The 21,103-nt window shown below is 72.5% G+C and carries 24 protein-coding genes; 16 read left to right on the top strand and 8 right to left on the bottom strand.

Going from position 1 to position 21,103, the window contains the following annotated elements; translation table 11 throughout:
- Positions 1 to 24: 24 nt before the first annotated feature.
- Positions 25 to 693 (bottom strand): Na+/H+ antiporter NhaA, encoded by a 669-nt coding sequence (locus ACFYWM_RS29310; protein ID WP_389919856.1) that lies wholly within the window; start codon positions 691 to 693, stop codon positions 25 to 27.
- On the opposite strand from ACFYWM_RS29310, the gene ACFYWM_RS29305 reads away from it, so the two are divergent.
- From ACFYWM_RS29305 to ACFYWM_RS29295, 3 genes are read left to right on the top strand one after another with little or no spacing between them, the layout of a single operon-like run.
- Positions 617 to 1,630 (top strand): ABC transporter substrate-binding protein, encoded by a 1,014-nt coding sequence (locus tag ACFYWM_RS29305; protein WP_389919853.1) that lies wholly within the window; start codon positions 617 to 619, stop codon positions 1,628 to 1,630. The two genes, ACFYWM_RS29310 and ACFYWM_RS29305, sit on opposite strands and share 77 nt — an antisense overlap.
- A 14-nt stretch (positions 1,631 to 1,644) precedes the next feature.
- Positions 1,645 to 2,310, top strand: a complete 666-nt coding sequence (locus tag ACFYWM_RS29300) for an SAM-dependent methyltransferase (RefSeq protein WP_389919850.1) — start codon at positions 1,645 to 1,647, stop codon at positions 2,308 to 2,310.
- Positions 2,311 to 2,336: 26 nt separating this feature from the next.
- Entirely contained in the window at positions 2,337 to 2,945 is a 609-nt protein-coding gene (locus ACFYWM_RS29295) for a helix-turn-helix domain-containing protein (RefSeq protein WP_389919848.1), read from the top strand.
- Here the strand turns inward: ACFYWM_RS29295 and ACFYWM_RS29290 are convergent.
- Together ACFYWM_RS29290 and ACFYWM_RS29285 are read right to left on the bottom strand one after the other, a co-directional pair.
- The gene (locus ACFYWM_RS29290; RefSeq protein ID WP_389919845.1) at positions 2,878 to 3,315 is read right to left on the bottom strand and encodes a GNAT family N-acetyltransferase; all 438 of its coding nucleotides are present in this window, start codon (positions 3,313 to 3,315) and stop codon (positions 2,878 to 2,880) included. The two genes, ACFYWM_RS29295 and ACFYWM_RS29290, sit on opposite strands and share 68 nt — an antisense overlap.
- 24 nt (positions 3,316 to 3,339) lie before the next feature.
- Positions 3,340 to 5,235, bottom strand: a complete 1,896-nt coding sequence (locus ACFYWM_RS29285; protein WP_389919892.1) for a heavy metal translocating P-type ATPase — start codon at positions 5,233 to 5,235, stop codon at positions 3,340 to 3,342.
- Between the two features lie 150 nt (positions 5,236 to 5,385).
- On the opposite strand from ACFYWM_RS29285, the gene ACFYWM_RS29280 reads away from it, so the two are divergent.
- Positions 5,386 to 5,787 carry an ArsR/SmtB family transcription factor gene (locus ACFYWM_RS29280; protein WP_389919842.1) on the top strand — a complete coding sequence of 134 codons (402 nt, stop codon included), beginning with the start codon at positions 5,386 to 5,388 and terminating at the stop codon, positions 5,785 to 5,787.
- Between the two features lie 343 nt (positions 5,788 to 6,130).
- Here the strand turns inward: ACFYWM_RS29280 and ACFYWM_RS29275 are convergent, their stop codons facing one another.
- From ACFYWM_RS29275 to ACFYWM_RS29260, 4 genes are all read right to left on the bottom strand, one after another.
- On the bottom strand, positions 6,131 to 6,871 hold the full coding sequence (locus tag ACFYWM_RS29275) for an isocitrate lyase/phosphoenolpyruvate mutase family protein (protein WP_389919839.1): 741 nt from the start codon (positions 6,869 to 6,871) through the stop codon (positions 6,131 to 6,133).
- A gap of 603 nt (positions 6,872 to 7,474) precedes the next feature.
- On the bottom strand, positions 7,475 to 7,633 hold the full coding sequence (locus ACFYWM_RS29270) for a hypothetical protein (RefSeq protein ID WP_389919836.1): 159 nt from the start codon (positions 7,631 to 7,633) through the stop codon (positions 7,475 to 7,477).
- A gap of 258 nt (positions 7,634 to 7,891) precedes the next feature.
- Positions 7,892 to 8,839, bottom strand: coding sequence for a PLP-dependent cysteine synthase family protein (locus ACFYWM_RS29265; RefSeq protein ID WP_389919834.1), 948 nt, complete (start codon positions 8,837 to 8,839; stop codon positions 7,892 to 7,894).
- Positions 8,840 to 8,919: 80 nt separating this feature from the next.
- Positions 8,920 to 9,075, bottom strand: a complete 156-nt coding sequence (locus ACFYWM_RS29260; protein WP_389919831.1) for a hypothetical protein — start codon at positions 9,073 to 9,075, stop codon at positions 8,920 to 8,922.
- 548 nt (positions 9,076 to 9,623) lie between these two features.
- Here ACFYWM_RS29260 and ACFYWM_RS29255 point away from each other — a divergent pair.
- The gene (locus tag ACFYWM_RS29255; protein WP_389919828.1) at positions 9,624 to 10,229 is read left to right on the top strand and encodes a TetR/AcrR family transcriptional regulator; all 606 of its coding nucleotides are present in this window, start codon (positions 9,624 to 9,626) and stop codon (positions 10,227 to 10,229) included.
- 511 nt (positions 10,230 to 10,740) lie between these two features.
- Positions 10,741 to 11,844 (top strand): aldo/keto reductase, encoded by a 1,104-nt coding sequence (locus tag ACFYWM_RS29250; RefSeq protein ID WP_389919826.1) that lies wholly within the window; start codon positions 10,741 to 10,743, stop codon positions 11,842 to 11,844.
- 231 nt (positions 11,845 to 12,075) lie between these two features.
- On the opposite strand, the gene ACFYWM_RS29245 is transcribed toward ACFYWM_RS29250, so the two are convergent.
- The gene (locus ACFYWM_RS29245) at positions 12,076 to 13,098 is read right to left on the bottom strand and encodes a radical SAM protein (RefSeq protein ID WP_389919824.1); all 1,023 of its coding nucleotides are present in this window, start codon (positions 13,096 to 13,098) and stop codon (positions 12,076 to 12,078) included.
- 396 nt (positions 13,099 to 13,494) lie between these two features.
- On the opposite strand from ACFYWM_RS29245, the gene lxmK reads away from it, so the two are divergent.
- The 10 genes from lxmK to ACFYWM_RS29195 all read left to right on the top strand — a co-directional run bounded on the left by lxmK (position 13,495) and on the right by ACFYWM_RS29195 (position 21,075).
- On the top strand, positions 13,495 to 14,583 hold the full coding sequence (gene lxmK, locus ACFYWM_RS29240; protein ID WP_389919821.1) for a class V lanthionine synthetase subunit LxmK: 1,089 nt from the start codon (positions 13,495 to 13,497) through the stop codon (positions 14,581 to 14,583).
- The gene (locus ACFYWM_RS29235; protein WP_389919819.1) at positions 14,580 to 15,563 is read left to right on the top strand and encodes a T3SS effector HopA1 family protein; all 984 of its coding nucleotides are present in this window, start codon (positions 14,580 to 14,582) and stop codon (positions 15,561 to 15,563) included. The genes lxmK and ACFYWM_RS29235 overlap by 4 nt, the downstream gene beginning before the upstream one ends.
- Positions 15,560 to 15,727: a hypothetical protein gene (locus ACFYWM_RS29230; RefSeq protein ID WP_389919816.1), complete on the top strand. Its 168-nt coding sequence runs from the start codon at positions 15,560 to 15,562 to the stop codon at positions 15,725 to 15,727. Before ACFYWM_RS29235 ends, ACFYWM_RS29230 begins: the two co-directional genes overlap by 4 nt.
- A gap of 79 nt (positions 15,728 to 15,806) precedes the next feature.
- Positions 15,807 to 15,965, top strand: coding sequence for a hypothetical protein (locus ACFYWM_RS29225; protein ID WP_389919814.1), 159 nt, complete (start codon positions 15,807 to 15,809; stop codon positions 15,963 to 15,965).
- Positions 15,966 to 16,005: 40 nt separating this feature from the next.
- A complete protein-coding gene (locus tag ACFYWM_RS29220) occupies positions 16,006 to 16,158 on the top strand; it encodes a hypothetical protein (protein ID WP_389919811.1) in 153 nt (50 codons plus the stop codon).
- 75 nt (positions 16,159 to 16,233) lie between these two features.
- Positions 16,234 to 17,202 carry an LLM class flavin-dependent oxidoreductase gene (locus ACFYWM_RS29215; protein WP_389919808.1) on the top strand — a complete coding sequence of 323 codons (969 nt, stop codon included), beginning with the start codon at positions 16,234 to 16,236 and terminating at the stop codon, positions 17,200 to 17,202.
- Positions 17,195 to 17,776, top strand: a complete 582-nt coding sequence (locus ACFYWM_RS29210; RefSeq protein ID WP_389919806.1) for a flavoprotein — start codon at positions 17,195 to 17,197, stop codon at positions 17,774 to 17,776. Before ACFYWM_RS29215 ends, ACFYWM_RS29210 begins: the two co-directional genes overlap by 8 nt.
- Complete coding sequence (locus ACFYWM_RS29205) at positions 17,773 to 18,675, top strand: hypothetical protein (RefSeq protein WP_389919803.1); 903 nt, start codon at positions 17,773 to 17,775, stop codon at positions 18,673 to 18,675. Before ACFYWM_RS29210 ends, ACFYWM_RS29205 begins: the two co-directional genes overlap by 4 nt.
- Positions 18,675 to 19,895 (top strand): M16 family metallopeptidase, encoded by a 1,221-nt coding sequence (locus ACFYWM_RS29200; protein ID WP_389919801.1) that lies wholly within the window; start codon positions 18,675 to 18,677, stop codon positions 19,893 to 19,895. Before ACFYWM_RS29205 ends, ACFYWM_RS29200 begins: the two co-directional genes overlap by 1 nt.
- A gap of 1 nt (position 19,896) precedes the next feature.
- Complete coding sequence (locus ACFYWM_RS29195; protein WP_389919798.1) at positions 19,897 to 21,075, top strand: M16 family metallopeptidase; 1,179 nt, start codon at positions 19,897 to 19,899, stop codon at positions 21,073 to 21,075.
- The last annotated feature ends 28 nt before the right edge of the window (positions 21,076 to 21,103 follow it).

The following is a 21,103-nucleotide window of genomic DNA, read 5'->3' as shown; positions in this document are numbered from 1 at the left end:
TGGCTCCTGTCATCGCCTTCGCACTCAGCCTTCGACCTTGCCGGAGGGGTCGCTCGCGTAGATGTCCGGTACGCCGTCGTGGTCGAGGTCGGCCGTCTCGACCTCGTGGACGCGCCGGTAGGTGCGGTTGCGCAGCCGCAGGATCAGTGCCGCGATCAGCGCCGCGGTCAGGGAACCGGCCAGCACCGCCACCTTGACGTGCTCGTCGCCTCCGGCGCCGAAGGCCAGCTCACCGATGAGCAGCGAGACGGTGAACCCGATCCCCGCCAGCACCGACAACCCCGCCACGTCCACCCAGGCCAGGTCCTCGTCCAGGTCGGCCCGGGTGAAGCGGGCCGTCAGCCAGGTCGCGGCCATGATCCCGATCGGTTTGCCCGCCACCAGGCCCACCACGACCCCCAGCACGACCGGGTCGCCGAAGGCACCCGTCAGACCGTCCAGTCCACCCAGGGCCACCCCGGCGGAGAAGAACGCGAACACCGGCACGGCCACCCCGGCCGAGATGGGGCGAAAACGGTGCTCGAAGTGCGCGGCCAGGCCGGGCCCGGCGTCCGGGCCGCCGGCCCGCTCGCTGCGGACGACCGGCACCGCGAAGGCCAGCAGCACCCCGGCGACGGTGGCGTGTACGCCCGAGGCGTGCACCAGCGCCCAGACCGCGGCGGCCAGCGGCAGCAGCAGCCACCAGACGCGCACCCGGCGCTGCACCAACGCGGCGAAGACCGCCAGCAACGCCAGCGCCTCGGCCGCGCCGGGCGGCGCCGAGGGCGGCTATCCCGTCACGATCAGCTCCTGCGGCCGCGACCACACCTTCGACAAGGCGCCCAGCCGCGTCGTGGTGGGCAACGAGAACACCTTGCGGACCCTCGACGCGCTCAGCGTGTCGGCTGCCGTTCACGGGTACGTGCTCAGCCCCGATTCCGCCGGTCAGGCCCCCACCGGCCTGCCGGAGAACCTCGTGCAGGTGTCTGCGACGACGATCCCGGCCAGGGAGCCGGTCATCGCGGCCAAGCCGGACCTGTTCCTGTCGTTCAACGAGGCGCAGCTGACCACCCAGGGGGCGCTCAGCTACGACGACCTGGCCGGGGCCGGGGCCAACGCCTACGTGATGGGGGCCTACTGCGCGCAAAACCCCGACAACAGCAGCATCGACACCGTCTACACCGACATCACCAACCTCGGGAAGATCTTCGGCGTCTCCGGCAGGGCGCAAGAGCTGAACGAGACGCTGAAGAACCAGGTCGCCGCGGCGAAGGAGTCGCTGAACGGCAGCACCGCCACCGTGGCCAACCTGAAGGTCGCCGGCGAGAAGGTGTACGCCGTGGGCGGCTATCCGGCCTCGGCCGTCACCGACGCCCTGGGGCTGAAGAACCAGTTCGCCGACCTGCCCACCCCGTTCGCGGAGCTCAGCGCCGAGCAGGCGCTCGCGATGGCACCGGACGTGGTCTTCGTCAACCACGCCGGCGACGAGCAGGCCGCCATCGACCAGCTCAAGCAGGCGCTGCCGGACCTGAAGGCGATACGGGACGGGCACGTCCACGGCCTGGACGAAAACGGCCCGCAAGGGGGCGGCGTCGGCGTCATCGCCGCCCTCGAATCGGTGTCCGCCGACGTGAAGACCTCGGCCAAGTGAAAGGGAATCGACCCATGAGCGACAAGACACAGATCACTCGCGAGTTCTGGGACAAGCTCTACGACAGCTTCGGCAAAGGCATACAGCGCGACGCGAACCGGTATCTGGTCGGCGAGGCCGGGGGACTCGCGCCCGGATCGGCGCTGGACCTCGGCTGCGCGCAGGGCGCCGACGCGATCTGGCTCGCCCGCAACGGCTGGCGGGTGAGCGCCGTCGACGTGTCCGACGTCGCCATCGAGCGGGCACGGGAGAACGCCACCCGAGCCGGGCTCGCCGACCGGATCACGTTCGCGCGCCATGACCTCGCGGTGGACTTCCCGAAGGGGACGTTCGACCTCGTCTCGGCCCAGTTCCTGCACTCGCCGGTCGCCGCCCCGGGCGAGCGGGAGCGGATCCTGCGGTGCGCGGCCGAGGCGGTCGCCCCCGGCGGGCATCTGCTCGTGATCTCCCATCAGAGCGTCCCCTCCTGGCATCCGAAGATGCCAGAAGGACTCACCGAGCACCCGATGAACCTCACCGTGCAGACGCCCGCCGAGAACATCGCGGCCCTGCGCCTGGCCGACGGGGAATGGGAGACGATCCGGGCCGAGACCGTCGTCATCGAGGTGACCTCGCCCGCCGGGGAACCGGGCATCCGCGAAGACCACCTTCTGCACTACCGGCGCCAGGCCGGGGCCTGACCCCCGGTTGGTGGTGGGAGGTGAGCATGGCGGAACAGCGACAGGCGCCCGGCCTCACGGACGCGGTCCTGCGTGAGGTCGGGCCACGGCTGCGCGCCGCACGCCTGAAACGCGACCTCACCTTGGAGGCGCTGTCGGGCGCGACCGGAATCTCCGCCTCCACCCTTTCCCGGCTTGAGGCCGGCAAGCGCGCCCCCAACCTCGAGTTACTGCTCCCGATCACCCGCGCGCTGCGGCTGAGCCTTGACGAGCTGCTGATGTGGAAAGCGCCCGACCCGCGCGTGCGCTCGCGGACCCGGCAGTTCGGGAACCTGACCGTGGAGTACCTGTCGCCCGAGTCCGCGCCGATCCAGACCTTCAAGATGACCTTCACCCCCAGCAATGAGCCGATCCAGACCCGCAGCCACGAAGGCTACGAATGGTGCTACGTCCTCCGGGGCCGCGCGCGCGTCGTCCTCGGCGACCGCGAGGTGATCGTCGAGGAGGGCCACGCCGCGGAGTTCGACACCCGCATCCCGCACGGCGTCGCCGCCCTCGACGGGCAACCGCTCGAGATCCTGTCGATCTTCAACCGCGGCGGCGAACGCATCCACCTTCCCGGCATCGTCCACCCGCCCTTCCCCACAGCGCGATGAGCCTGGCGCCGGCTTCGCCCAGGGCGGCATAGGCGTCGGCGGCGATCAGCTGGACGACGCGGCCGGCCAGGCCCTGACGGCGACGCGTGGCGCCGCTGGCGTGGGCCGGCCCCGCCCCGCCGCCGATCTCGGCGGAAAACAGCAGGCTCTCATCGACGGGCCGGCGCCTATCGGTGGTGATGGCGAGCTGGAGCCTGCGCCCGCCGACGCGGTGCTGGCGGACCTGGTCGAAGGGGGCGCGCAGCGGGGTCCGGCGGTCGACGTCTGGTTCGTCGAACGACTTGGCCATTGCGGGTACGTCTGAGTCATCCCATCCGCGCAGGATGAGGCCCGAGCCGGTGAGGTGGATGTCGGCCGACCAGGGCGACACCTGAGGTCGTGGTCATAGCGCGGGTCACCTTTCGGTGGTGGCGCGGCGCCAGGCGGCGTCGCGCAGCAGTCGTAGCCCGTTGAGGCCGACGATGATGGTGGAGCCCTCGTGGCCGGCCACGCCCACCGGAAGCGGTAGGTCACCGAGCAGGTCCCAGGCCACCAGGACGGTGATGAAGGTGGCGGCGATGATCAGGTTGGCCACGACCAGGCGGTGGGCTCGGCGGGCCAGGGCGATCACGGCCGGCACGGTGGCCAGCTCGTCGCGGGTGATGACCGCATCGGCGGTGTCCAGGGCCAGGTCGGATCCGGTTCGGCCCATCGCGATGCCGACATGCGCGCTGGCCAGCGCGGGGGCGTCGTTGACGCCGTCGCCGATCAGCGCCACCCGGCCGCCGTGAGCCTGGAGCGCGTGCACCGCTGCCACCTTGTCGGCCGGAAGCAGGTCCGCGCGCACCTCGCCGATACCCGCTTGTGCGGCCAGCCGGGCGGCGGCTCGTGTGTTGTCACCGGTCAGCAGCACCGGCGCGGCCCCGGTCAGCGCCCTCAGGTGGGCCACCGTCTCGGCAGCGCCGGGCCGCATCCGGTCGGCCAGGGCGAGCACCCCGGCCAGGGCGCCGTTCACGCGTACCACCACCGCGGTGTGCCCGCCGTCTTGGAGGTCGGCGATCAGCTGGGCGACACCGCCGGTGCCGGTGTCACCGAGCAGGTGAGCAGGACTGGCGACCTCGACGAGGCGACCCTGGACGTTCGCCCGCACGCCTTGCCCGGGCGCGGAGGTGAAGTCCTGCGCCGGTGCCGGCGCCAGCCCGGCCTCGCGGGCGGCCTGGACCACGGCGCGGCCCAGCGGATGTTCGGAGGCATGCTCGGCCGCGGCGGCCAAGGCCAGCAGTTGGTCGTGGGAGAGATCGACGCCGGGCAGGACGTGCACGCCGGTCAGGTGCGGTCGGCCCTCGGTCAGCGTGCCGGTCTTGTCGAAGGCCACCGTCGTGACGGTGGCGAGCTGTTCCATCACCACGGCCGACTTGACCAGCACGCCGTGCCGTCCGGCGGTGGCGATGGCGGCCAGCAGCGGCGGCATGGTGGCCAGCACCACCGCGCACGGCGACGCCACGATCATGAAGGTCATCGCGCGGAGCAGGCTGTCTTGCACCGCCGTTCCCCACAGCAGCGGCAGCGCGAACACCGCGAGGGTGGCGGCGACCATGACGACGGAGTAGCGCTGCTCGACCTTCTCGATGAACAACTGGGTACGCGCCTTGGTCGCACTGGCTTGGGCAACCATGGCCACAATCCGGGCGATCACTGTCTCGGCCGCCGGCCTCGTCACCCGCACCCGCAACGCCCCGGTGCCGTTCAGCGTGCCGGCGAACACCTCATCCCCGACGTGTTTGTCCACCGGCGAACTCTCACCGGTGATGGACGCCTGGTCGACGGCGCTGGCCCCGGACAGCACCTGACCGTCGGCGCCGATCCGTTCCCCGGGCCGTACCAGAATCATCTCGCCGACCAGGAGAGCGGCCGCATCGACGACCTCCTCCTGATCGTCGTCGCCCAGCCGGGTCGCCTGCTCGGGCGCCAGGTCCAGCAGGCCGCGCACCGAGTCCTCGGTGCGCTTGGTGGCCAGCGCCTCCAGCGCGCCGGAGGTGGCGAAGATGACGATCAGCAACGCGCCGTCGAAAACCTGCCCGATCGCCGCGGCGCCGATCGCCGCGACCACCATCAGCAGGTCCACATCCAGCGTCCGCTCGCGCAGCGCCCTGAGGCCGGCCACGCCGGGCTTCCAGCCGCCGGCCGCGTAACAGGCCATATATAGGCCCCACCACAGCCACGGCTGCGTCCCGGCCAGTTGACAGATGCCACCAGCGGCGAACAATCCTGTCGCGGCCGTCGCCCAGCGCACTTCCGGCAACGACCACATTCCAGAGCGCCACGACGAGGCGGTCCGGCCCGGCGCGGCGGCTCTGGCATCACGGGCGGGGACGGTTCTCAGCTCTGCTGTCACCGTACCATCGTATATGCGTACTCACGCAGATATGCAAGCAAGAAGATCGCGGAGTATGCTGGAGGTATGCATACGTCGCTGCCGGACTTCGACATGCCGAACGAGGAACAGGTGCACCTGGCCGCCGAGTCGTTTCGGCTGCTGTCCGATCCCACCCGCATCAAGATCTTGTGGGCGTTGCTGCAGGGCGAATCCAACGTCGCCTGCCTGGCCGAACTCGCTGATGCCGCCCCCGCCGCGGTCAGTCAGCACCTGGCCAAACTCCGCCTGGCCGGGTTGGTCAAGGGCCGCAGGGAAGGCACCTTCATCTACTACACCGCCGCCGATGAGCACGTGCGCCGTCTGCTGACTCAGGGCCTGTTCCACGCCGACCACCTCGACCGTGACGATCCGCACCCCTCACCCGGTCCGGCCGCCATCGACGAGCCCGCCATCGGCGCTGCTCACCCGGCGGCAAACGCCTCCTGACCGCCAGGCACCCGGCTCTGGCACGGATCCGGCGGTGACGGAGGGGGCGGCCGACAAGGTGATCTCGGTGTGCCTCGGAAGTCTTGCCGATGCTGTTTCCGCGGTTGGCCGGCGTGGTCCTCGAGCAGGTGATCACAGAGCGGCAGGCCGTGCAGGTGCGGGCCCGAACACGACCGATAGCGGCATCCTGCCCCGCCTGCGAGTTCCGGCTCGGCGAAGGGACTTGGCCAGGTGAGATTTTCGGGTCGGACCCGACGGCCGCCGTCACCCCTGCGGACGTGAGGCCCGGTTGTGGAGCGCCTGCTGGGCGGGGGCCGCGTCCGCGGGGGTGTCCTGGGTGGCGTCAGGCGTTGTAGGGGTCCTGGCCGGAGCGGATTCGGCCGGTCATGGACTTGAGGGCCTCCAGGGCCGTGAGGTAGGTCATCGGGCCGAAGGACACCCGTGCCACGCCGAGCGCGGCCAGCCTGCCCATGTCCATGCCGGGCAGGAAGGTGACGTTGACCGGTCCGTCGATGGCCTTGACGAGGTCGGCGATCGTCTCCTCCGAGGGGGCCAGGATGGGAAAGACGCAGTCGGCGCCGGCTTCGAGGTAGCGGCGGCCGCGTTCGGCGACCTCCTCCACCGAGGGTGAGCCGGTCAGGAACAGGTCGATCCTGGCGTTGATCACCAGGTCGGGGCTCGCGGCCCGTAGCGCCGCGATGCGGGTGGCCTGTGTGTCCACGTCGAGCAGCCTGCCCGCGTGGTGGTCGGTCTCCTCGATGTTGAACCCGGCCGCGCCGATGGCGGTGAGCCGCTCGACGAGTTCCGCGGGTGGCAGGCCGTATCCGGCTTCGGCGTCCACGGTCACCGGTACGTCCACCGCTCGGATGATCTTTGCTGCGATGTCCAGCATCTCGTCCACGGGTGCGCCCTCGTGGTCGTCGTAGCCCAGCATGGCCGAGATGGACGCGCTGGCGGTGGCCAGGGCGGGGTTTCCCGCCTCGGCCACGATGGCGGCGGAGGCGGCGTCCCATACGTTCGGCAGGATCAGGGGGTCGCCGGTTTTGTGCAGGTCGCGAAGCAGGGCGGTCCGGGTGTTCGTCATCGGCCGTTCCTTGTCGTCGGGGTCGGTGCGTCATAGGTATGAAGAATTCGGGCTTTCGTTTGTGACAGGACCGCGATGTGATTAGCGCCACAGCGGCCCGCTGCCCCGCTGCTCGGGTGGCCGGGTGGCCCGCTGCTCGGGTGGCCGGGTGGCCGGGTGGCCGCGGTGAGCCTCCGCGTCGAGGGGCGTCCTCTGCTCCCCGTCGTCGAACGCCCCGGCATCGCCGCCGCGCCCGCACAGAGCCCCCGCCGTCCGGCGTGGCGCCTTCGCGATCGCCTCGTCCGCGCCGGTAGGGCCGGTGTCGGTGTCGGTGTCTGCCCGGCGCCTTCACGGTTCGTGGGACAGGTGGAGGTGGCGGCCCTGCCGGTGTGAGCGCAGCCAGCGGTCGTGGCCGGCGACGACGATCGCGCCGGGTCCTTCGGCGCCCAGTGTCGCCTCCAGTTCGTCGGACAGGCGGGGTGAGAGGTGGTTGGGTGGACTTTCCCGCGCCGTTCTCGCCGATGAGCCCGATTCGCCGGCCGGGGGCACCGATGAGTGAGACGCCGTCGAGTACGCGGCGGGTGCCGAGGGTGCGTACGAGGTCGTGGGCGAGCAGTGCGTCGTTCATCGGCGGGCCTGCCGGTCTTCGGTGGCCGGGTGCCCGGGGCCGGGTCCGTGGCCGGTCGGGCTCGCGCCGCCAACGGTGACGTCGAAGGTGACGTCGGGCCGGGGGAAGGGGCCGGGAAAGGGCGGGGTGGAGCGGGTGATGGATGCGTCAGGCATGTGGGAGACCTCGTGCGTACGTGGTCCGGGCGTGCCGGAGCCGCCCGGCGCTGTGACAGGGAATTCAGGGAATTCAGGGAATGACGACCTGGCCACGTCGGCGGCGGTCGCGTGCGCCTGCCGGGGCCGGTCGGTCTCCGGTCTCACCCGGAGATGTCGTCGCCTGCCATGTCTGGTCTCCTACGCTTTCGGTCCCGTGCATTTCACATCGTTACGGTCATCCGGTGGCGGGGCCGGTCGGTGGCGGAGGCATCGGCGCTATTCGTGGAAAAGGTCACCGCTGAGGTATCTGAGGCCGGTGTCGACGGCGACGGTCACCACCGAGTGGCCGGGGCCCAGCTCGCGGGCGAGTTCGATCGCGCCCGAGACGTTCACCGCGGTGGAGGTGCCGGCGAACACCCCTTCCCTCCGGGCCAGCGGCAGGGCCAGGGCCCGTGCCCGCTCCTCGTCGACGGCTCTGGCCTCGTCGTAGGCGTCGGAGGTGAGCAGGGGCGGGATCATGCCGGTGCCGATGCCCTCGACGCGGTGCGGGCCGCCGTGACCTCGGGTGAGGATCGGTGAGGTGGCGGGTTCGAGCGCGATGACGCGGGCCGGGTGGTCTGCGGAGCGCAACGCGGTCGCGACGCCGGTCAGCATGCCCGCCGTGCCGACGCCGGCGCAGAAGGCGTCCACCCTCGCTCCCCCGGCGGCGGCCTGGTCGAGGATCTCGCGGCCCATGCGCTCGTAGCCCCGCAGGGCGTCGGTGTTGTGGAACTGGTCGGTCCAGAAGGCGTCGTGGCGTTCGACGATCCGGCCGACTTCTTCTCGCATGCGGTCGAACAGCGCCGGGGTGATCTGTCCTCCTTGGCTGGGCAGCACGGTCAGGTCGGCGCCGAAGGCCCGCATGGTGTGCAGTTTCTCGGGGGCGAAGGCGTCCGAGGTCACGATCGACAGCGGGTAGCCCTTGACCGCGCAGACGAAGGCGAGTGAGGAGCCGGTGCTGCCGCCGGTGAACTCCACCACGCGGCGGCCGGGCCGCAGCGCGCCGCTGCGTTCGGCCCCCTCGATCATGGCCAGCGCCATCCGGTCCTTGTAGCTGCCGGTGGGGTTGCCGCCTTCCAGTTTCACCAGGACCTGCGCCGCTTCTTCGGGGACGAGGTGGGCGAGCCGTACCAGCGGGGTGTCGCCGATCGTCTGGGTGACGGATGATGAGATGGCCGATGACATCGATGAGCTCCCGGGTTTCGTGGTGAAGCCGTGGTGAAACTGTGGTGGGGCCGTGGTGGGCCGTGGTGGGGATCGCGGGGTCAGCGCTCGGTCAGGCTCGCCAGCCGTTCGAGGGTCTTCTCCGTCGACGCCCTGTTCTTGGAGGGGAGGCCCGGGAGCGGGAAGAGCACGCCGCCCCTGGCCGTCGACCAGGTGAATTCGTGCGGAGCCGGGTGCGCGTCCGGCCGCCCGGTCACGCGCGGGAGGCTTTCCTTCGTGAGTGTTCGCCGCGATCCGCCGCCGCGCGAGTCCCCGAAAGCACATACCTGGAAGGTAGACGAGGCCAGACGGTCTTCGCGAGCGTCATGTGACGCTGTGGGTGTACGTCATCTCGTCGTCCTCGGGGGTCGTCCTCGGGGGCGGCGTCGGTGGCGTCGGTGGGGGCGGGCCTCTGCCGGGCCCGGCCGGGATGCGGTTTCCGGAGCGCCGCAGGTAGCGGGCTCTGCCGCTCTCCCGGACCTGTGGCGGGCATGGCCCACGTTCTCAAGATCGGCTCATGGCCGGTTCTCCCCGTATCCCGGCTGGATCCGTCTCTCACCTGCGCCGGGTGTCGGCGAGGGGGTCTCCTGGGGTGTTGAGCGTCCGGGCGAGATCGGCCCGGGAGCTCCCCCCGGTTTGGGGAAGATCCGGTGCAGGTGGGTGCCGACGGTCCGGCGGGAGAGGTAGAGCCGTTGCCCGATCTCCCGATTCGTGCCGGCGGGCGCCCGCACTAGAGTGGATCGGGAAGTCCAGCCCGGGGGGTGCCATGCGCTCGCTGACCCGTAAGGGAGCCGCGACGCGCCAGCGCGTTCTGGAGGGGGCGGCCGCGCACATCCGCGAGTACGGGGTGGCCGCCACGACCCTCGACGACGTGCTGGCCATGACGGCGACGAGCAAGAGCCAGTTGTTTCACTATTTTCCCGGCGGGCGGGAGGAGCTGTTGCTGGCGGTGGCCCGCTTCGAGGCCGACCGCGTGCTGTCGGACCAGCAGCCCCAGCTGGGTGATCTGACCTCCTGGCCCGGCTGGTGGCTGTGGCGCGACAAGGTCGTCGCCCGTTATCGCGATCAGGGCCGTGCGTGCCCGCTCGGTTCCGTCATGTCGCAGCTGGACGGTGGCACGCCCGGTGCCCAGGCCGTGGTCACCGGGCTGATGAGCCGCTGGCAGGCCGAGATCGCCGCCGGTGTGCGCCACATGCAGGGCATCGGTGAGATCGACCCGGGCCTGGATCCCGACCGGGCGGCGGCGGCCCTGCTCGCCGGTATCCAGGGTGGGGTCCTGATCCAGATGTCCACCGGTCAGACGACCCATCTGGAGGCAGCCCTGGACATGGGCATCGCCCACCTTCAGGGCGGCGGGCGCGCGCGGCCGTAGCGGGCGGGAGCCTCCGGTGCCGGTGGCGGCGGCGCCCTCGGAGGGCATCACCTGCTGAGCCGGCGATGGTGCTTGTGGTGGGCATCACCCGTCAAGAAGGTGGCGGGCGTGAAGGGCTCCCGGCCGGGCCGGGGGTGCGGCGTGCATAGGTTCGACCTGCGGTCGTCCGGCTTCTCAAGACGGAGGGCCCGCGCCGCCGCGGCTCGTGCCCGGCGAGGGGTGCGCCGGGTCGCGGATGCCTCTCCCCCTCTATTTTGGACTTGACAGTCCATTTTTTCGTGCGCAAGCTGATGATTGGACCGCACGGTTCAGAAAGGACGTGCTTCCGGCTGCCGCCCCGGCCCGCCCGGCTCCTACGGGCAGGCGTCGCGGCCACGCAGGCTCGCCCGCCCTTGACGTCCGATCCCCGCCGATCCGATTCCCGCCGAAGGGACGCGCGGGCCCCGGCGCCCGCGGGAACCGGCGAGGACCGCTCCCCTCGGCTCCGCTCACGAACGGAAAGTGACACCCCATGTCTTTGGATCGCTACTACCTGCTCGGACGTTCCGGGCTGCGCGTCAGCCGGCTGGCGCTGGGCACGATGAACTTCGGCACCGGCGGTTTCCACGCCGCGTACGGCAAGACCGAGCAGGAGGCCGGCGCCCTCTTCCACCGCTACCTGGAGGCGGGCGGCAACTTCGTCGACACCGCGGACTTCTACACCGGGGGCGAGAGCGAGACCATCCTCGGCAACCTCCTCGCCGAGGCCAAGGTGCGCGACAGGGTGGTGCTCACCACCAAGTTCACCAACAGCGTCGACCCCCAGGACCCGAACGCGGGGGGCAACGGCCGCAAGCACATGATCAGGGCGGTCGAGGCGTCGCTGCGGCGCCTGCGTACCGACTACATCGACCTGTTCATGCTGCACACCTGGGACCGGATCACCCCCGTCGAGGAGGTCATGCGCACCCTCGACGACCTCGTCAGGGCCGGGAAGATCCGCTACGCGGGCCTGTCGGACGTGCCGAGCTGGTACGCGGCGCGCGCCCAGACCTACGCCGAGGCCCACGCCCTGGAGCCGGCGATCAGCCTGCAGCTGCCCTACTCCCTCATCGACCGGGCGATCGAGACCGAGCACGTCGCGATGGGCCAGAGCCTGGGACTCGGCATCACCGCCTGGAGCCCGCTCGGCGGCGGCTTCCTGACCGGCAAGTACCGTCACACCGACCAGGGCCTGGCCGGAGAGGGCCGGCTCGCGGGCTCGGCCGGGCAGACGCGGACGGAGCGGGAGTGGCGGCTGCTGGCGACGCTGGAGAGCGTCGCCGACAAGCTCGGGGTGACGATGGCCCAGGTCGCGCTCAACTGGGTCGCCACCCAGCCCGGCGTCGCCTCGGCGATCGTGGGGGCCAGCAGCACCGGCCAGCTCGACGTCACCTTGAGCGCGCTCGAGTTCGAGTTGCCGGCCGAGCTGCGCGCCCAGCTCGACGAGGCCAGCGCCGTGCCTCCCGCGTCGGTCTACCAGATGTTCACGCCCGCCTACCAGAGCTGGCTGGTCAGCCCCGGCCTCAAGGTCGGCGACAAGCCGGCCGGGTACGCGCCGGTCGTGCGCAACTGGGTGCCCGAGGGCAGCGGCTGAGGGGCGTCACCGGTCACGGGCGCGTCGAGGCGCGCCCGTGACCGGTGCGTGCCTGTACGGGTGGCCCGTACGGGCACGCGCCGGCGCGGTGACCCGGCGCGGGGGGCGTCCTCGGCGAGCGCCCCGTCGCGGCGAGGCGAACTCTCCCCCGGGGTGAGCGCTCCGCCCAGGGCCGGCAGGCCGCGGTGGAGGCGGACATGGCTCAGCAGCCGCCGGGAGCCGGCGCGCGGCTCATGCCGGGGCGGGGGCGGGGTAGGCCGGGCGCAGGGCGATGCGGCGGCGGACCTCCTCGGACCCGAAGTGCAGGTCCAGGCGCCGGGTCGCCTCGGCCCACTCGCGCATCGAGTGGACCGAGGACAGGGTCTCGACCACGAAGGGGTCGCGCCAGCGGCTGATCGCGCGCCGCCACAGGGTGAGGGGGTCCTCGTTCAGCAGGCTTCCGACGGTCCCCTCGTAGATGGGCATCGCCCGCACCTGCCCATCGGGCTCCACCTGCATCATCGGGAAGCCGTGGTGCGTGGTCATGTCGGGGTTCATCTGCAGCAGGAAGTTGTCGGTCGTCATGACCTGCACCGAGGGCGGTGCCAGGGAGCGCAGGCGCGTGACGCACTCGATGCCGGCCAGGGTGTGCAGTTGCGGCTCGGTGAGCAGCTCGCCCTCGAATCCGGGCCTGCTGGCCAGCCCGGACGGCACCACGGCGCCGAAGTTGAGGAAGGCCATGTTCGCGAAACGGGGGGCCAGGGTGGTGCAGAACTCCTCCATCTGGTGGAAGTTGCCGCGGGTGACCACGCAGTCGACGCCGAACCTCACCCCCTGTGGCGGGGCGACCTCGTCGAGGAGGGCCAGTGCCCGCATCGCCCGCTCGAAGGAGCCGGTCCGGCCGCGGATCGCGTCGTGGACCTCGGCGTCGGCCCCGTCGACGCTCACGGTGATGCGGGAGAAAACCCGGGTGACCTCCCGCGTGGCCTGCGGGGTGAAGGTCCAGCCGCCGGTGTAGAGGTTGGTGGCGATGCCGGCCCGCTTGATGCGCTCGGCGACGTCGAAGATGCCCCTGACCATCAGCGGCTCACCGCCGGCGAACTCCACCGACTTCGGGCCCAGGGTGACGATCGCGTCGGCGACCTGGAGCATCTCCTGGTGGCTCAGCTGGCGCGAGGGCCGTCTGCCCGACTCGGAGTAGCAGTGCGTGCATCGCAAGGGGCAGGCATAAGTGACGTCCCAGATGACGGCACCGGGCCCTTTGAGGCTGCTCATGGCATTCCCTTCAACGCCTGACGACAGTGAGCGCCAGGATGCGCGGGGCCGCTTGTGCCGTACTTGGAGGAGGCTGCAGCGCCCGCCCGGGAATCCGCGCCACCCGCCGCGAACCGTTGTTGATGCTTTGACCTGCGAAAACAAGAGGGCGGTGCTCGCTGTGCCGACGCGTGCCGCTTTCGTCACCTGCGTCTGCAGTGCCTTCCAAGTACGGCGCAAGCGAGGCCTCACATGCTTCGAACCACGGCGGGCCGGACGCGGGCCGACGCCATGTTCACAACGTCATGCCCGGTCCGGGTGATCGCCGACGTCCGTTCCGATGACGGGGAGACGGAAAAACCATGCACGACGAACACATGAAGGCCGCGCCCGCGGCCCTTGTCCCGGGAGCCGATGATGGCGGTGCGTGAGCGGCTGACGCTGGAAGCGGTACCGCTCGATCAGGTGCCGGAGGTCACGAGGTTCCTCACCGGGCTCGGCCTGGGAGCGCTGCGCCAGGAGGCGACCACCGCGTTCTTCGGCCGCAACGACAGCTGGGCGGGGGTGACCGACACCGGTGTCCCGGTCTTCGTCAAGAAGACCCTCGGCGAGGCCGAGCCGGTCCGGCGCAGGGTGGAGCGGACCGCGGCGATGAGCACGCTGCTCGACGGGCATCCGGTCATCAACGCGCCCCGGTTCCTGGGCGGGGAGGCCCGCTCCGGCCTGGTGGCCTTCACCCTGCTGCAGGACGCGCGCAGCGGGGCCGACCTCGCCTCCGACGGCGACTTCACCTGGGAGCTGGCCCGCTCGGCCGGCCTGCAGATCGGAACGCTCCACACCCTGCAGGCGCCGCCGGTGGTGGCCGAGGACACCTCGCCGCCGCCGCTCCCGCCGCTGGGCCGCCTGTCGGCCCTCCCGCTGGAGGTCTACGCGGCCGCCAGCGGCGCCGAGCTGGAGGCATGGGCGATCCTGCACGACGACGCCGCGATCGTCGAGGCGATCGGTGACCTGGCGCGCCGGGAGCCAGGCGCGCCCCGCGTCCTGGTGCACTGCGACCTGCGGCTCGACCAGTTCCTCCACCACGACGCGACCCTGTACCTGACCGACTGGGAGGAGGCCAGGCTCGCCGACGCCGCCCGCGATGTGGGCGCCTTCGCCGGGGAGTGGCTCTACCGGGGCGTGCTCGGCATGGCCAGCAGCGACGACACCCCCAACGACCGCGAGGTCGTCGCCAACGGCACCCGCCGCTTCGAGACCCTGCGGCCCCACATCGAGGCGTTCTGGTCGGCCTATCTCCAGGCCCGGCCGCAAGCGCGCTCGGACCGCGATCTGGCGGCCAGGGCGGCGGGCTTCGCCGGCTGGCACCTGATCGACCGGCTCATCGTGGCCGGTCACCGGCGCGGGCGGCTGTCGCCGCTGGAGCGCGCCGCGGCCGGCGTCGGGCGCAGGCTGCTGCTCGACCCCGCCGGATTCATCACCACCTTGGGCCTGGGAGACGAACGATGATGCCGGCACTGGAGCGGGTGCGCGTCGGCGCGGACCTGGCCTCGGCCACCGTGGACGACCGGGAGATCACCGCCGACGGCGCCAAGGCGCTGCGCAAGGCGCTCGCCGACGCGCTGTACGAGGCCTTCCACACCGGCCGCGACACCCGGGCCGACCAGCCGCGCAGGCCGGTGCGCGACCCCGGCTTCGAGCGGGCGCTGCGCGCGATGGTCCCGCACGAGGACACCCGCGTCCTGGCGAGGGTGGAGCCCGGATCGCCGTCGACGGTCCGCCTGAACGGCGTGCGCGTACTGGTCCCGCGAGACCGCCTGGGAACCGAGGACGCCGAGAACACCGGGAGCGCCGGCGGGCTGTCGCGCTGGGTCAGCCTGCCCGCCGTGCTGCCGTCGCTGTCGCCCGGCTTCCTGCTCGTCAGCGGATCGCACGGCCACGGGATGGAGGAGGGCACCTGCGTGCGGGTGTACGCCGGAGCCGACACCCCCGACGCGGCCCCCGGGCTGTGGGGGGCGATGCTGTCGCGGCTGGAGGAGCTGCGGCTGCCCTACCGGGCCAAGGTGCTCTCCGCCCGCGACCACTATCCCCGCCGCGACAGTGTCGTCGTCTACCTGGGGCCCCGCTCCTGGCACGCGGTCCCGGACCTGGCCGCCGCGGCGGCCGCGGCCGGGGGGCTGCGCGAGGACCTGTCGCTGTATGTCGCCGCGCTGGGCCGCGGCCTCGGCTGGGCCTGGGAGCCGCACGACCCCCGGCCCGGGATGCGCGGGCTGAGCTTCGGCGAGCACCGCTCCCAGGCCGTGGCCGCCGGGCTGGTGGCCCACGCCGAGCGGGGCGGCGACCGCGAGCGGGCGGTGACCGAGGCGCTGCGGGCCGCCGGGGTCGTACCCGGCGCGATGCACCGCAACCTCGGCTCGCCGCCGCTGCCCTTCGAGATCTCCGGGCCCGAATCCGGGCCCGGTTCCCGCGAGTTGCAGGAAAGGAGGTGACCATTTTGTCCACCGAGATGCTGATGGAAGGCGCCGAGGCCTACACCTCGCTCGCCGAGGTCGCGGCGGTTCCCGGCGGCGACAGCCTGGGGGCCTGGCCTGACCAGAGCTACCTCACCAGCCCGCTGTGCCTCATCGCGTACACGATCGACTCCGGCTGCTGACGGCGATCGCGTGGCGTCGCCCGCGCGTGCGGGTGACACCACGGCTTCACACTCATCTGAAATCTACGAGGGGATTGACATGTCCACCGAAATCCTGATGGAAGGCGCCGAGGCCTACACCTCGCTCGCCGAGGTCGCGGCGGTTCCCGGCGGCGACAGCCTGGGGGCCTGGCCTGACCAGAGCTACCTCACCAGCCCGCTGTGCCTCATCGCGTACACGATCGACTCCGGCTGCTGAGCCGGCTTTCCGAACCGGAGCCGGGAAGGAGGTGAACACCATGTCCGCGGAACTCCTGATGGAGGGCGCCGAGGCCTACACCTCGCTCGCCGAGGTCGCGGCGGTCCCGGGGGTCGACCCCCTTGAGGCCCAGCCGATGACGACCGACTGGATCTACAGCATCTGCACGCTGACCATCGAGGGCGGCTGCTGACGTGAACGACGTGGCGGCGTCGCGGATTCGCGGCGCCGCCACGGTCGGGGAGGCGACACACACCTAGGAGGGTTCATGGCTCCCGCACTGCTGTTCCCGATCCAGCCCGCCCATCCCGAGGTGGTCGTGCCCTTCGGGGAGCTGGTGGCCGACGGCCTGGCCGGCCGGCTGTGGCTGGGGCAATCGATGATGGCCGAGTCCCACCAGACGATCGCCTACCTGGCGGGCCGGGGCGTCAAGGTGGCCTGCGGGCTGGGCGTGACGCTGATGCCGTTGCGCCACCCGCTGGAGGCGGCGGCGCAGGCGCGCAGCCTGGCGGTGCTCACCGGCAGGCCGGTGGTCGCCGGATACGGCGCCGCCACCCCGGAGCTGGTCAGGGCGCTGCGCGGCGCGCCGTACGAGCGGCCCGCGACGGCCGCGGCCGGGTACGCCCGGGCGCTGCGCGCCATCCTCGACGGCGAGATCCCCCAGCACTCCTGCGAGGCCTACGCCGCCGGCGGCGGCGGGCTTCCCCCGATGAGGCACGCCCCCGTCGAGGTGGGACTGGGCGTGCTGCGCCCGGGCATGGCGCGCAAGGCCGGCGCCGTCGCGGACGTGGCCGTCACCTGGATGACGCCGCCCGCCTACCTTCGCGACACGCTGATCCCCGCGCTGGCCGAGGGCGCGGCCGGACGCGGCGCGCCGCCCCGCGTGGCGGCCGTGGTGCACGTGGCGCTGGCGGGCACCGGCCGCGACCCGCGCCGCCTGGCCCAGGTCGGGGCCGGACACCACCTGCGGGCCCCGCACTACATCGACATGCTCCGCCAGGCCGGGGTGAGCACCGACCCGGCCGACCCGCGCGCGGGCGCCGCGGCCCTGGTGGAGGCGGGCGTCTACGTGTACGGCACGGCAGAGGAGGTCGCCGAGCGCCTGCACGGCTACCGCGAGGCGGGCGTGCAGGAGATCGTCCTCAACCCGGCCGGGGTCATGCGGACCGAGGGCTACAAGGCCGCGCTGGCCGACGCCGAGCAGATCCTCCACGCGCTGGCCGACGCCGATGACTAGCGCGCCGCCCTTTCGCGCCGAGCGCCTGCTCGTGCTCGCCACCGGCTCGCTAGGTGCCGCCTTCCTGCCGTACTGGCTCAACTGGCTGCGGCACGCCTACCCGAAGCTGGAGGTGCGGGTCGTGCTGACCCGAAGTGCCGAGCGTTTCGTGACCCGCCAGTCGGTCGCGGCCATCACCGGCCAGAAGGTGCCGCTCGACGTCTGGCCGCAGGCCCCGGAGCCGGGCTCGCCGCACGTGGAGTACGCCGGCTGGCCCGACACCGTGCTGGTCTACCCGGCGACCTACCACTTCCTGAGCCGGTTCGCCGCCGGCCTCGGCGACACGCCCGCCCTGCTGGCGCTGCAGTGCACCTCGGCGCCGATCGGGATCGCGCCCGCCCTGCCGCCCGGCGCCACCGGCTCCCACGCCTACCGGCGGAACCTCGCGGCGCTCAAGGAGCGGCCCAACGTCGTGGTCGCCGACCCCGTGCCCACGCTGAGCGCCCACACCAGGGAGCGCGACGCCCTGGGGGCCGCCCCCCTGCCCACCTTGATCGAACAGCTGGAACGACTGCGCCGCGAGGAGGAGCGATGAGCGAGGTCGTCGAGTCGTTCGCCAGCGGCTTTTTGCGCACCACGATCGTCCGGCACGGCCAGGGCGAGTACCTGTGGACCCGCGGGCCAGGCCCCGACCGCCGCGACGCGATGCGGATGCCCGCCCCCGCCCTGCTCGCGGCCGTGCGGGCGCTGCCACCGGGGCCGGTCAGGCTCGCGCTGCCCGAGCGGGGCGACGGGGACGGCGTGACCTACCGGACCGACCAGACCGGCTCGCTGGCGGGCGTCTTCCTGCGCGGCGGGGCGGGCGGGGTCCGCATCGCCGACACCCTGGCCCAGACCGGCGCGGCCCTCGCCCGGCTGCACGCCACCCCCGCGCCGGCCGGCCTGGCCGGCCCCGACGGGCCGCGGCGGCTGCTGTGGTGGCTGCTGGAGGGGGAGGGGCCCGGCGCCGCGCCGCGGCTGCACCGGCACGCCGAGCAGATCCTCGGCCCCGGCCGCATCGCCGCGGTCAAGGCCTGGTGCGCGCCGCAGGAGCCGCCAGGGCCGCGTGCGCTGCTGCACGGCGCCCCCAGCCTGGGCACCCTGCTGCCCCTGACCCGCGAGCGGGACGGCGCCCTGCTGACCGGGGAGGACCTGAGCGCCGGCCCGCCGGAGTCGGACGTGGGCTGGCTCATCGGGGAGCTGGTGGAATTTCGCGAGCTGGCCGGCCGCTCCGGGCGCGCCACACCCGACTACGACGCCCTCATCGGCCACGTGCTGGACGGCTACGGCGCCCCGCTGGACCCGGCCGCCGTGGGCAGGGCCGCCACGGTGCGCTTCCTGAGCCACGTGCACGACTTCGCCGCGTACATGAAATGGCACGACCTCCTTCTGGAGTACCTCGAAATCGTCGCCGGCGTGATCGACGCGGCGGGCGAGGGGAGGCTGATCCGGTGATGAGGCGCCTGACGCTGGACAACGGCCTGCGGGTGGTCGTCGAGGAGGAGCGCTCGGCGCCGGTGGCCGCCGTCGCCGTCCACTACGGCGTCGGATTCCGGGGCGAAGGCTTTCCCGGCCTCGCCCACCTGTTCGAGCACCTGATGTTCGAAGGGCACTTCCAGCGGGTGGAGGGCATCGGAGGGTTCTGCAACGCCTCGACCCGTCAGGACTACACCGACTTCTACACCGTCGTCCCCGCCGAGGCCGTCGAGCGGGTGCTGGCCCTGGAGGCCGGCCGCATGCGCGCCCCGAAGATCACCGAGCGGGCCGTGCGGGCGCAGACCTCGGTGGTGCGCGAGGAGATCCTGGGAAAGATCCGCAAACCCTACGGCGGTTTTCCCTGGCCCCGGCTGTCGCCCGTGCTCTTTCGCGAGGCCGCCAACGCCCACGACGGCTACGGCGACCACGAGTCCCTGCGCCAGGTCACCGTCGGCGACTGCGAGGACTTCTTCGAACGTCACTACAGCCCGGCCAACGCCGTGGTCACGGTCGCCGGGGATGTCTCGGCACAGGCGGCGCTGGAGGCCGTCTCGCGAACCTTCGGAAAGATCCCGGCCAGGCCCGCCCCCGCGCCCGTCTCCTGGTGGGAGCCACCGGCCGGGCCGAAAGAGGACCTCTACCGCGACCGGCTCGCGCCGCTGCCCGCCCTCGCCGTCGGCCACCGGGTGCCCGACCCGGCCTCGGGTGCCCACTTCGCGCTGTCGGCCCTGGCGGGCCTGCTGGCCGGGGGTGAGCGTCCACGGCTGCGCGAGCGGCTGCGCCGCGAGACGGGCCACACCGTCACCTTCTCGGCGCGCGTCGGGCTGTTCGACTTCCTCGACGCCCGCGACCCCGACATGTGGGTGCTCACCGCCGTACACCCCGCGGACCTGCCCGCCGAACGGGTGCTGGCCGCCGTGGACGCCGAGCTGGAGTCACTGGCCGCCGACGGGCCCGGCGAGCGGGAGCTGCGCGACTGGCGCACCACCTGGATCACCTCCCACCACCGCTCCATGGACCGCCTCGCCAACCGGGCGCGCCTGCTGGGGCGCTTCGAGCTGCTGTTCGGCGACCCCGTGAGCGCCACGCGGCTCGCGCGGACCTACGCCGGGGTGAGCGCCCCGGACGTGGCGGCCGCGGCGCGCGGCCTGCGCCCGGAGGCCCGCGCGCTGCTCAGAGTCCTGCCGAAGGAGGAATGACGTGGACCGCGTACTCGCGAACGGCCTGCGCGTGCTGGCCCTGCGCCACGGCGCCACCCCCCTGGTCGAGGCGCGCCTGCACCTGCCCCGCCCCTGCCCCACACCGGGCGACCTGGCGGCCTCCGCGCTGCAGGCGGCCTGCCTGCCCCAGCACGAGGACGTGCGGCTCAGCGCGACCGCCGACGTCCACCAGATGACCGTCACCGCCTACGGCACCGACCTCGAAGCGGTGACGACGGCGCTGGCACAGGTGGCGACACAGGCGGTGCGGGCGGCTCCCGCCGAGATCGAGGCGGCGCGCGGGCAGCTGATCGCCCAGCTCAAGATGGTACGGGCCCACCACGACACCACGATCAGGCAGGAGCTGGCACGGCACCTGTACGGCGAGCACCCGGTGACCTTCCAGGTGCGCGAGGAGGACCTCGGGCACCTGCCCCGGCGGCCCTGGCGGCCGTTCGCCCCCGGCGGCGCCGTCCTGGTGATCCTGGGCCGCGAGGACCCCGAGCATCTGGCCGACGCCGCCGGCGAGGCGTTCACCGGCTGGTCCCCCGCCCCGGGCCCCGACTCGCCCCTGCCGCCGCCCCCCGCGTTCGAGGGCGGCAGGCTCACGCTGTCGCCCCGGCCCGGCGCGCCGCAGTCACGCCTGCGCCTGCGCGCGCGGGCGGTGACGATCGAGCACCCGCGCTACCCGGCCCTCTTCCTCGCCCTCAACGTGCTGGGCGGCTACCTGTCCTCCCGGCTGTCGAGAAACCTGCGCGAGGACAAGGGGTATGTGTACGGCGTCACGACCTTCTTCGACACCTACCCCGGCAGTGCGCTGCTGGCCATCGAGGCCGACACCGCGGCGGCCACCACCACCGCCGCGCTCGACGTCCTGGCCGCCGAGCTGCGCCGGATGCGCACCCACCCGCCCACCGCCGAGGAGATCCGGGCCGCCCGGGCCTACGCGCTGGGCTCCATGGCCACCCGCCTGGCCCCGCGCGCGGCCTTCGCCTCCGCCCTCGCCGACATGGCGGCCAAGGGCAGGGACCCGCTGATGGTGCTCGACTTCCCCGGCCGCCTGGCGGCCGTGCCCTCTGGCGACGTGGTGGCCGCCGCGCGCGACTTCTTCGCCCCCGGGCGCTTCTCCGGCCTGGTCGCCGCCGACCCCGCCGCGCTCACCTCCCCCCTGTCGCTGTGAGCGGCCTGTCCCCGTGACCGGCGGGGCT

This window comes from Streptosporangium sp. NPDC002721 (assembly GCF_042888905.1).
In the GTDB taxonomy this organism is placed as follows: Bacteria; Actinomycetota; Actinomycetes; order Streptosporangiales; family Streptosporangiaceae; genus Streptosporangium.
Note: the sequence above shows the minus strand (reverse complement) of the source record. Positions and strands in the feature narration are given on the sequence as shown.

Coding starts and splice junctions, on each gene's coding strand:
- ACFYWM_RS29215 (WP_389919808.1), top strand. CDS start 16,234: ATGGCTCCCGCACTGCTGTTCCCGATCCAGCCCGCCCATCCCGAGGTG.
- ACFYWM_RS29210 (WP_389919806.1), top strand. CDS start 17,195: ATGACTAGCGCGCCGCCCTTTCGCGCCGAGCGCCTGCTCGTGCTCGCC.
- ACFYWM_RS29255 (WP_389919828.1), top strand. CDS start 9,624: ATGCGCTCGCTGACCCGTAAGGGAGCCGCGACGCGCCAGCGCGTTCTG.
- ACFYWM_RS29245 (WP_389919824.1), bottom strand. CDS start 13,098: ATGAGCAGCCTCAAAGGGCCCGGTGCCGTCATCTGGGACGTCACTTAT.
- ACFYWM_RS29200 (WP_389919801.1), top strand. CDS start 18,675: ATGAGGCGCCTGACGCTGGACAACGGCCTGCGGGTGGTCGTCGAGGAG.
- ACFYWM_RS29220 (WP_389919811.1), top strand. CDS start 16,006: ATGTCCGCGGAACTCCTGATGGAGGGCGCCGAGGCCTACACCTCGCTC.
- ACFYWM_RS29265 (WP_389919834.1), bottom strand. CDS start 8,839: ATGTCATCGGCCATCTCATCATCCGTCACCCAGACGATCGGCGACACC.
- ACFYWM_RS29235 (WP_389919819.1), top strand. CDS start 14,580: ATGATGCCGGCACTGGAGCGGGTGCGCGTCGGCGCGGACCTGGCCTCG.
- ACFYWM_RS29205 (WP_389919803.1), top strand. CDS start 17,773: ATGAGCGAGGTCGTCGAGTCGTTCGCCAGCGGCTTTTTGCGCACCACG.
- lxmK (WP_389919821.1), top strand. CDS start 13,495: ATGGCGGTGCGTGAGCGGCTGACGCTGGAAGCGGTACCGCTCGATCAG.
- ACFYWM_RS29270 (WP_389919836.1), bottom strand. CDS start 7,633: ATGCCTGACGCATCCATCACCCGCTCCACCCCGCCCTTTCCCGGCCCC.
- ACFYWM_RS29275 (WP_389919839.1), bottom strand. CDS start 6,871: ATGACGAACACCCGGACCGCCCTGCTTCGCGACCTGCACAAAACCGGC.
- ACFYWM_RS29285 (WP_389919892.1), bottom strand. CDS start 5,235: ATGTGGTCGTTGCCGGAAGTGCGCTGGGCGACGGCCGCGACAGGATTG.
- ACFYWM_RS29225 (WP_389919814.1), top strand. CDS start 15,807: ATGTCCACCGAAATCCTGATGGAAGGCGCCGAGGCCTACACCTCGCTC.
- ACFYWM_RS29250 (WP_389919826.1), top strand. CDS start 10,741: ATGTCTTTGGATCGCTACTACCTGCTCGGACGTTCCGGGCTGCGCGTC.
- ACFYWM_RS29295 (WP_389919848.1), top strand. CDS start 2,337: ATGGCGGAACAGCGACAGGCGCCCGGCCTCACGGACGCGGTCCTGCGT.
- ACFYWM_RS29300 (WP_389919850.1), top strand. CDS start 1,645: ATGAGCGACAAGACACAGATCACTCGCGAGTTCTGGGACAAGCTCTAC.
- ACFYWM_RS29280 (WP_389919842.1), top strand. CDS start 5,386: ATGCATACGTCGCTGCCGGACTTCGACATGCCGAACGAGGAACAGGTG.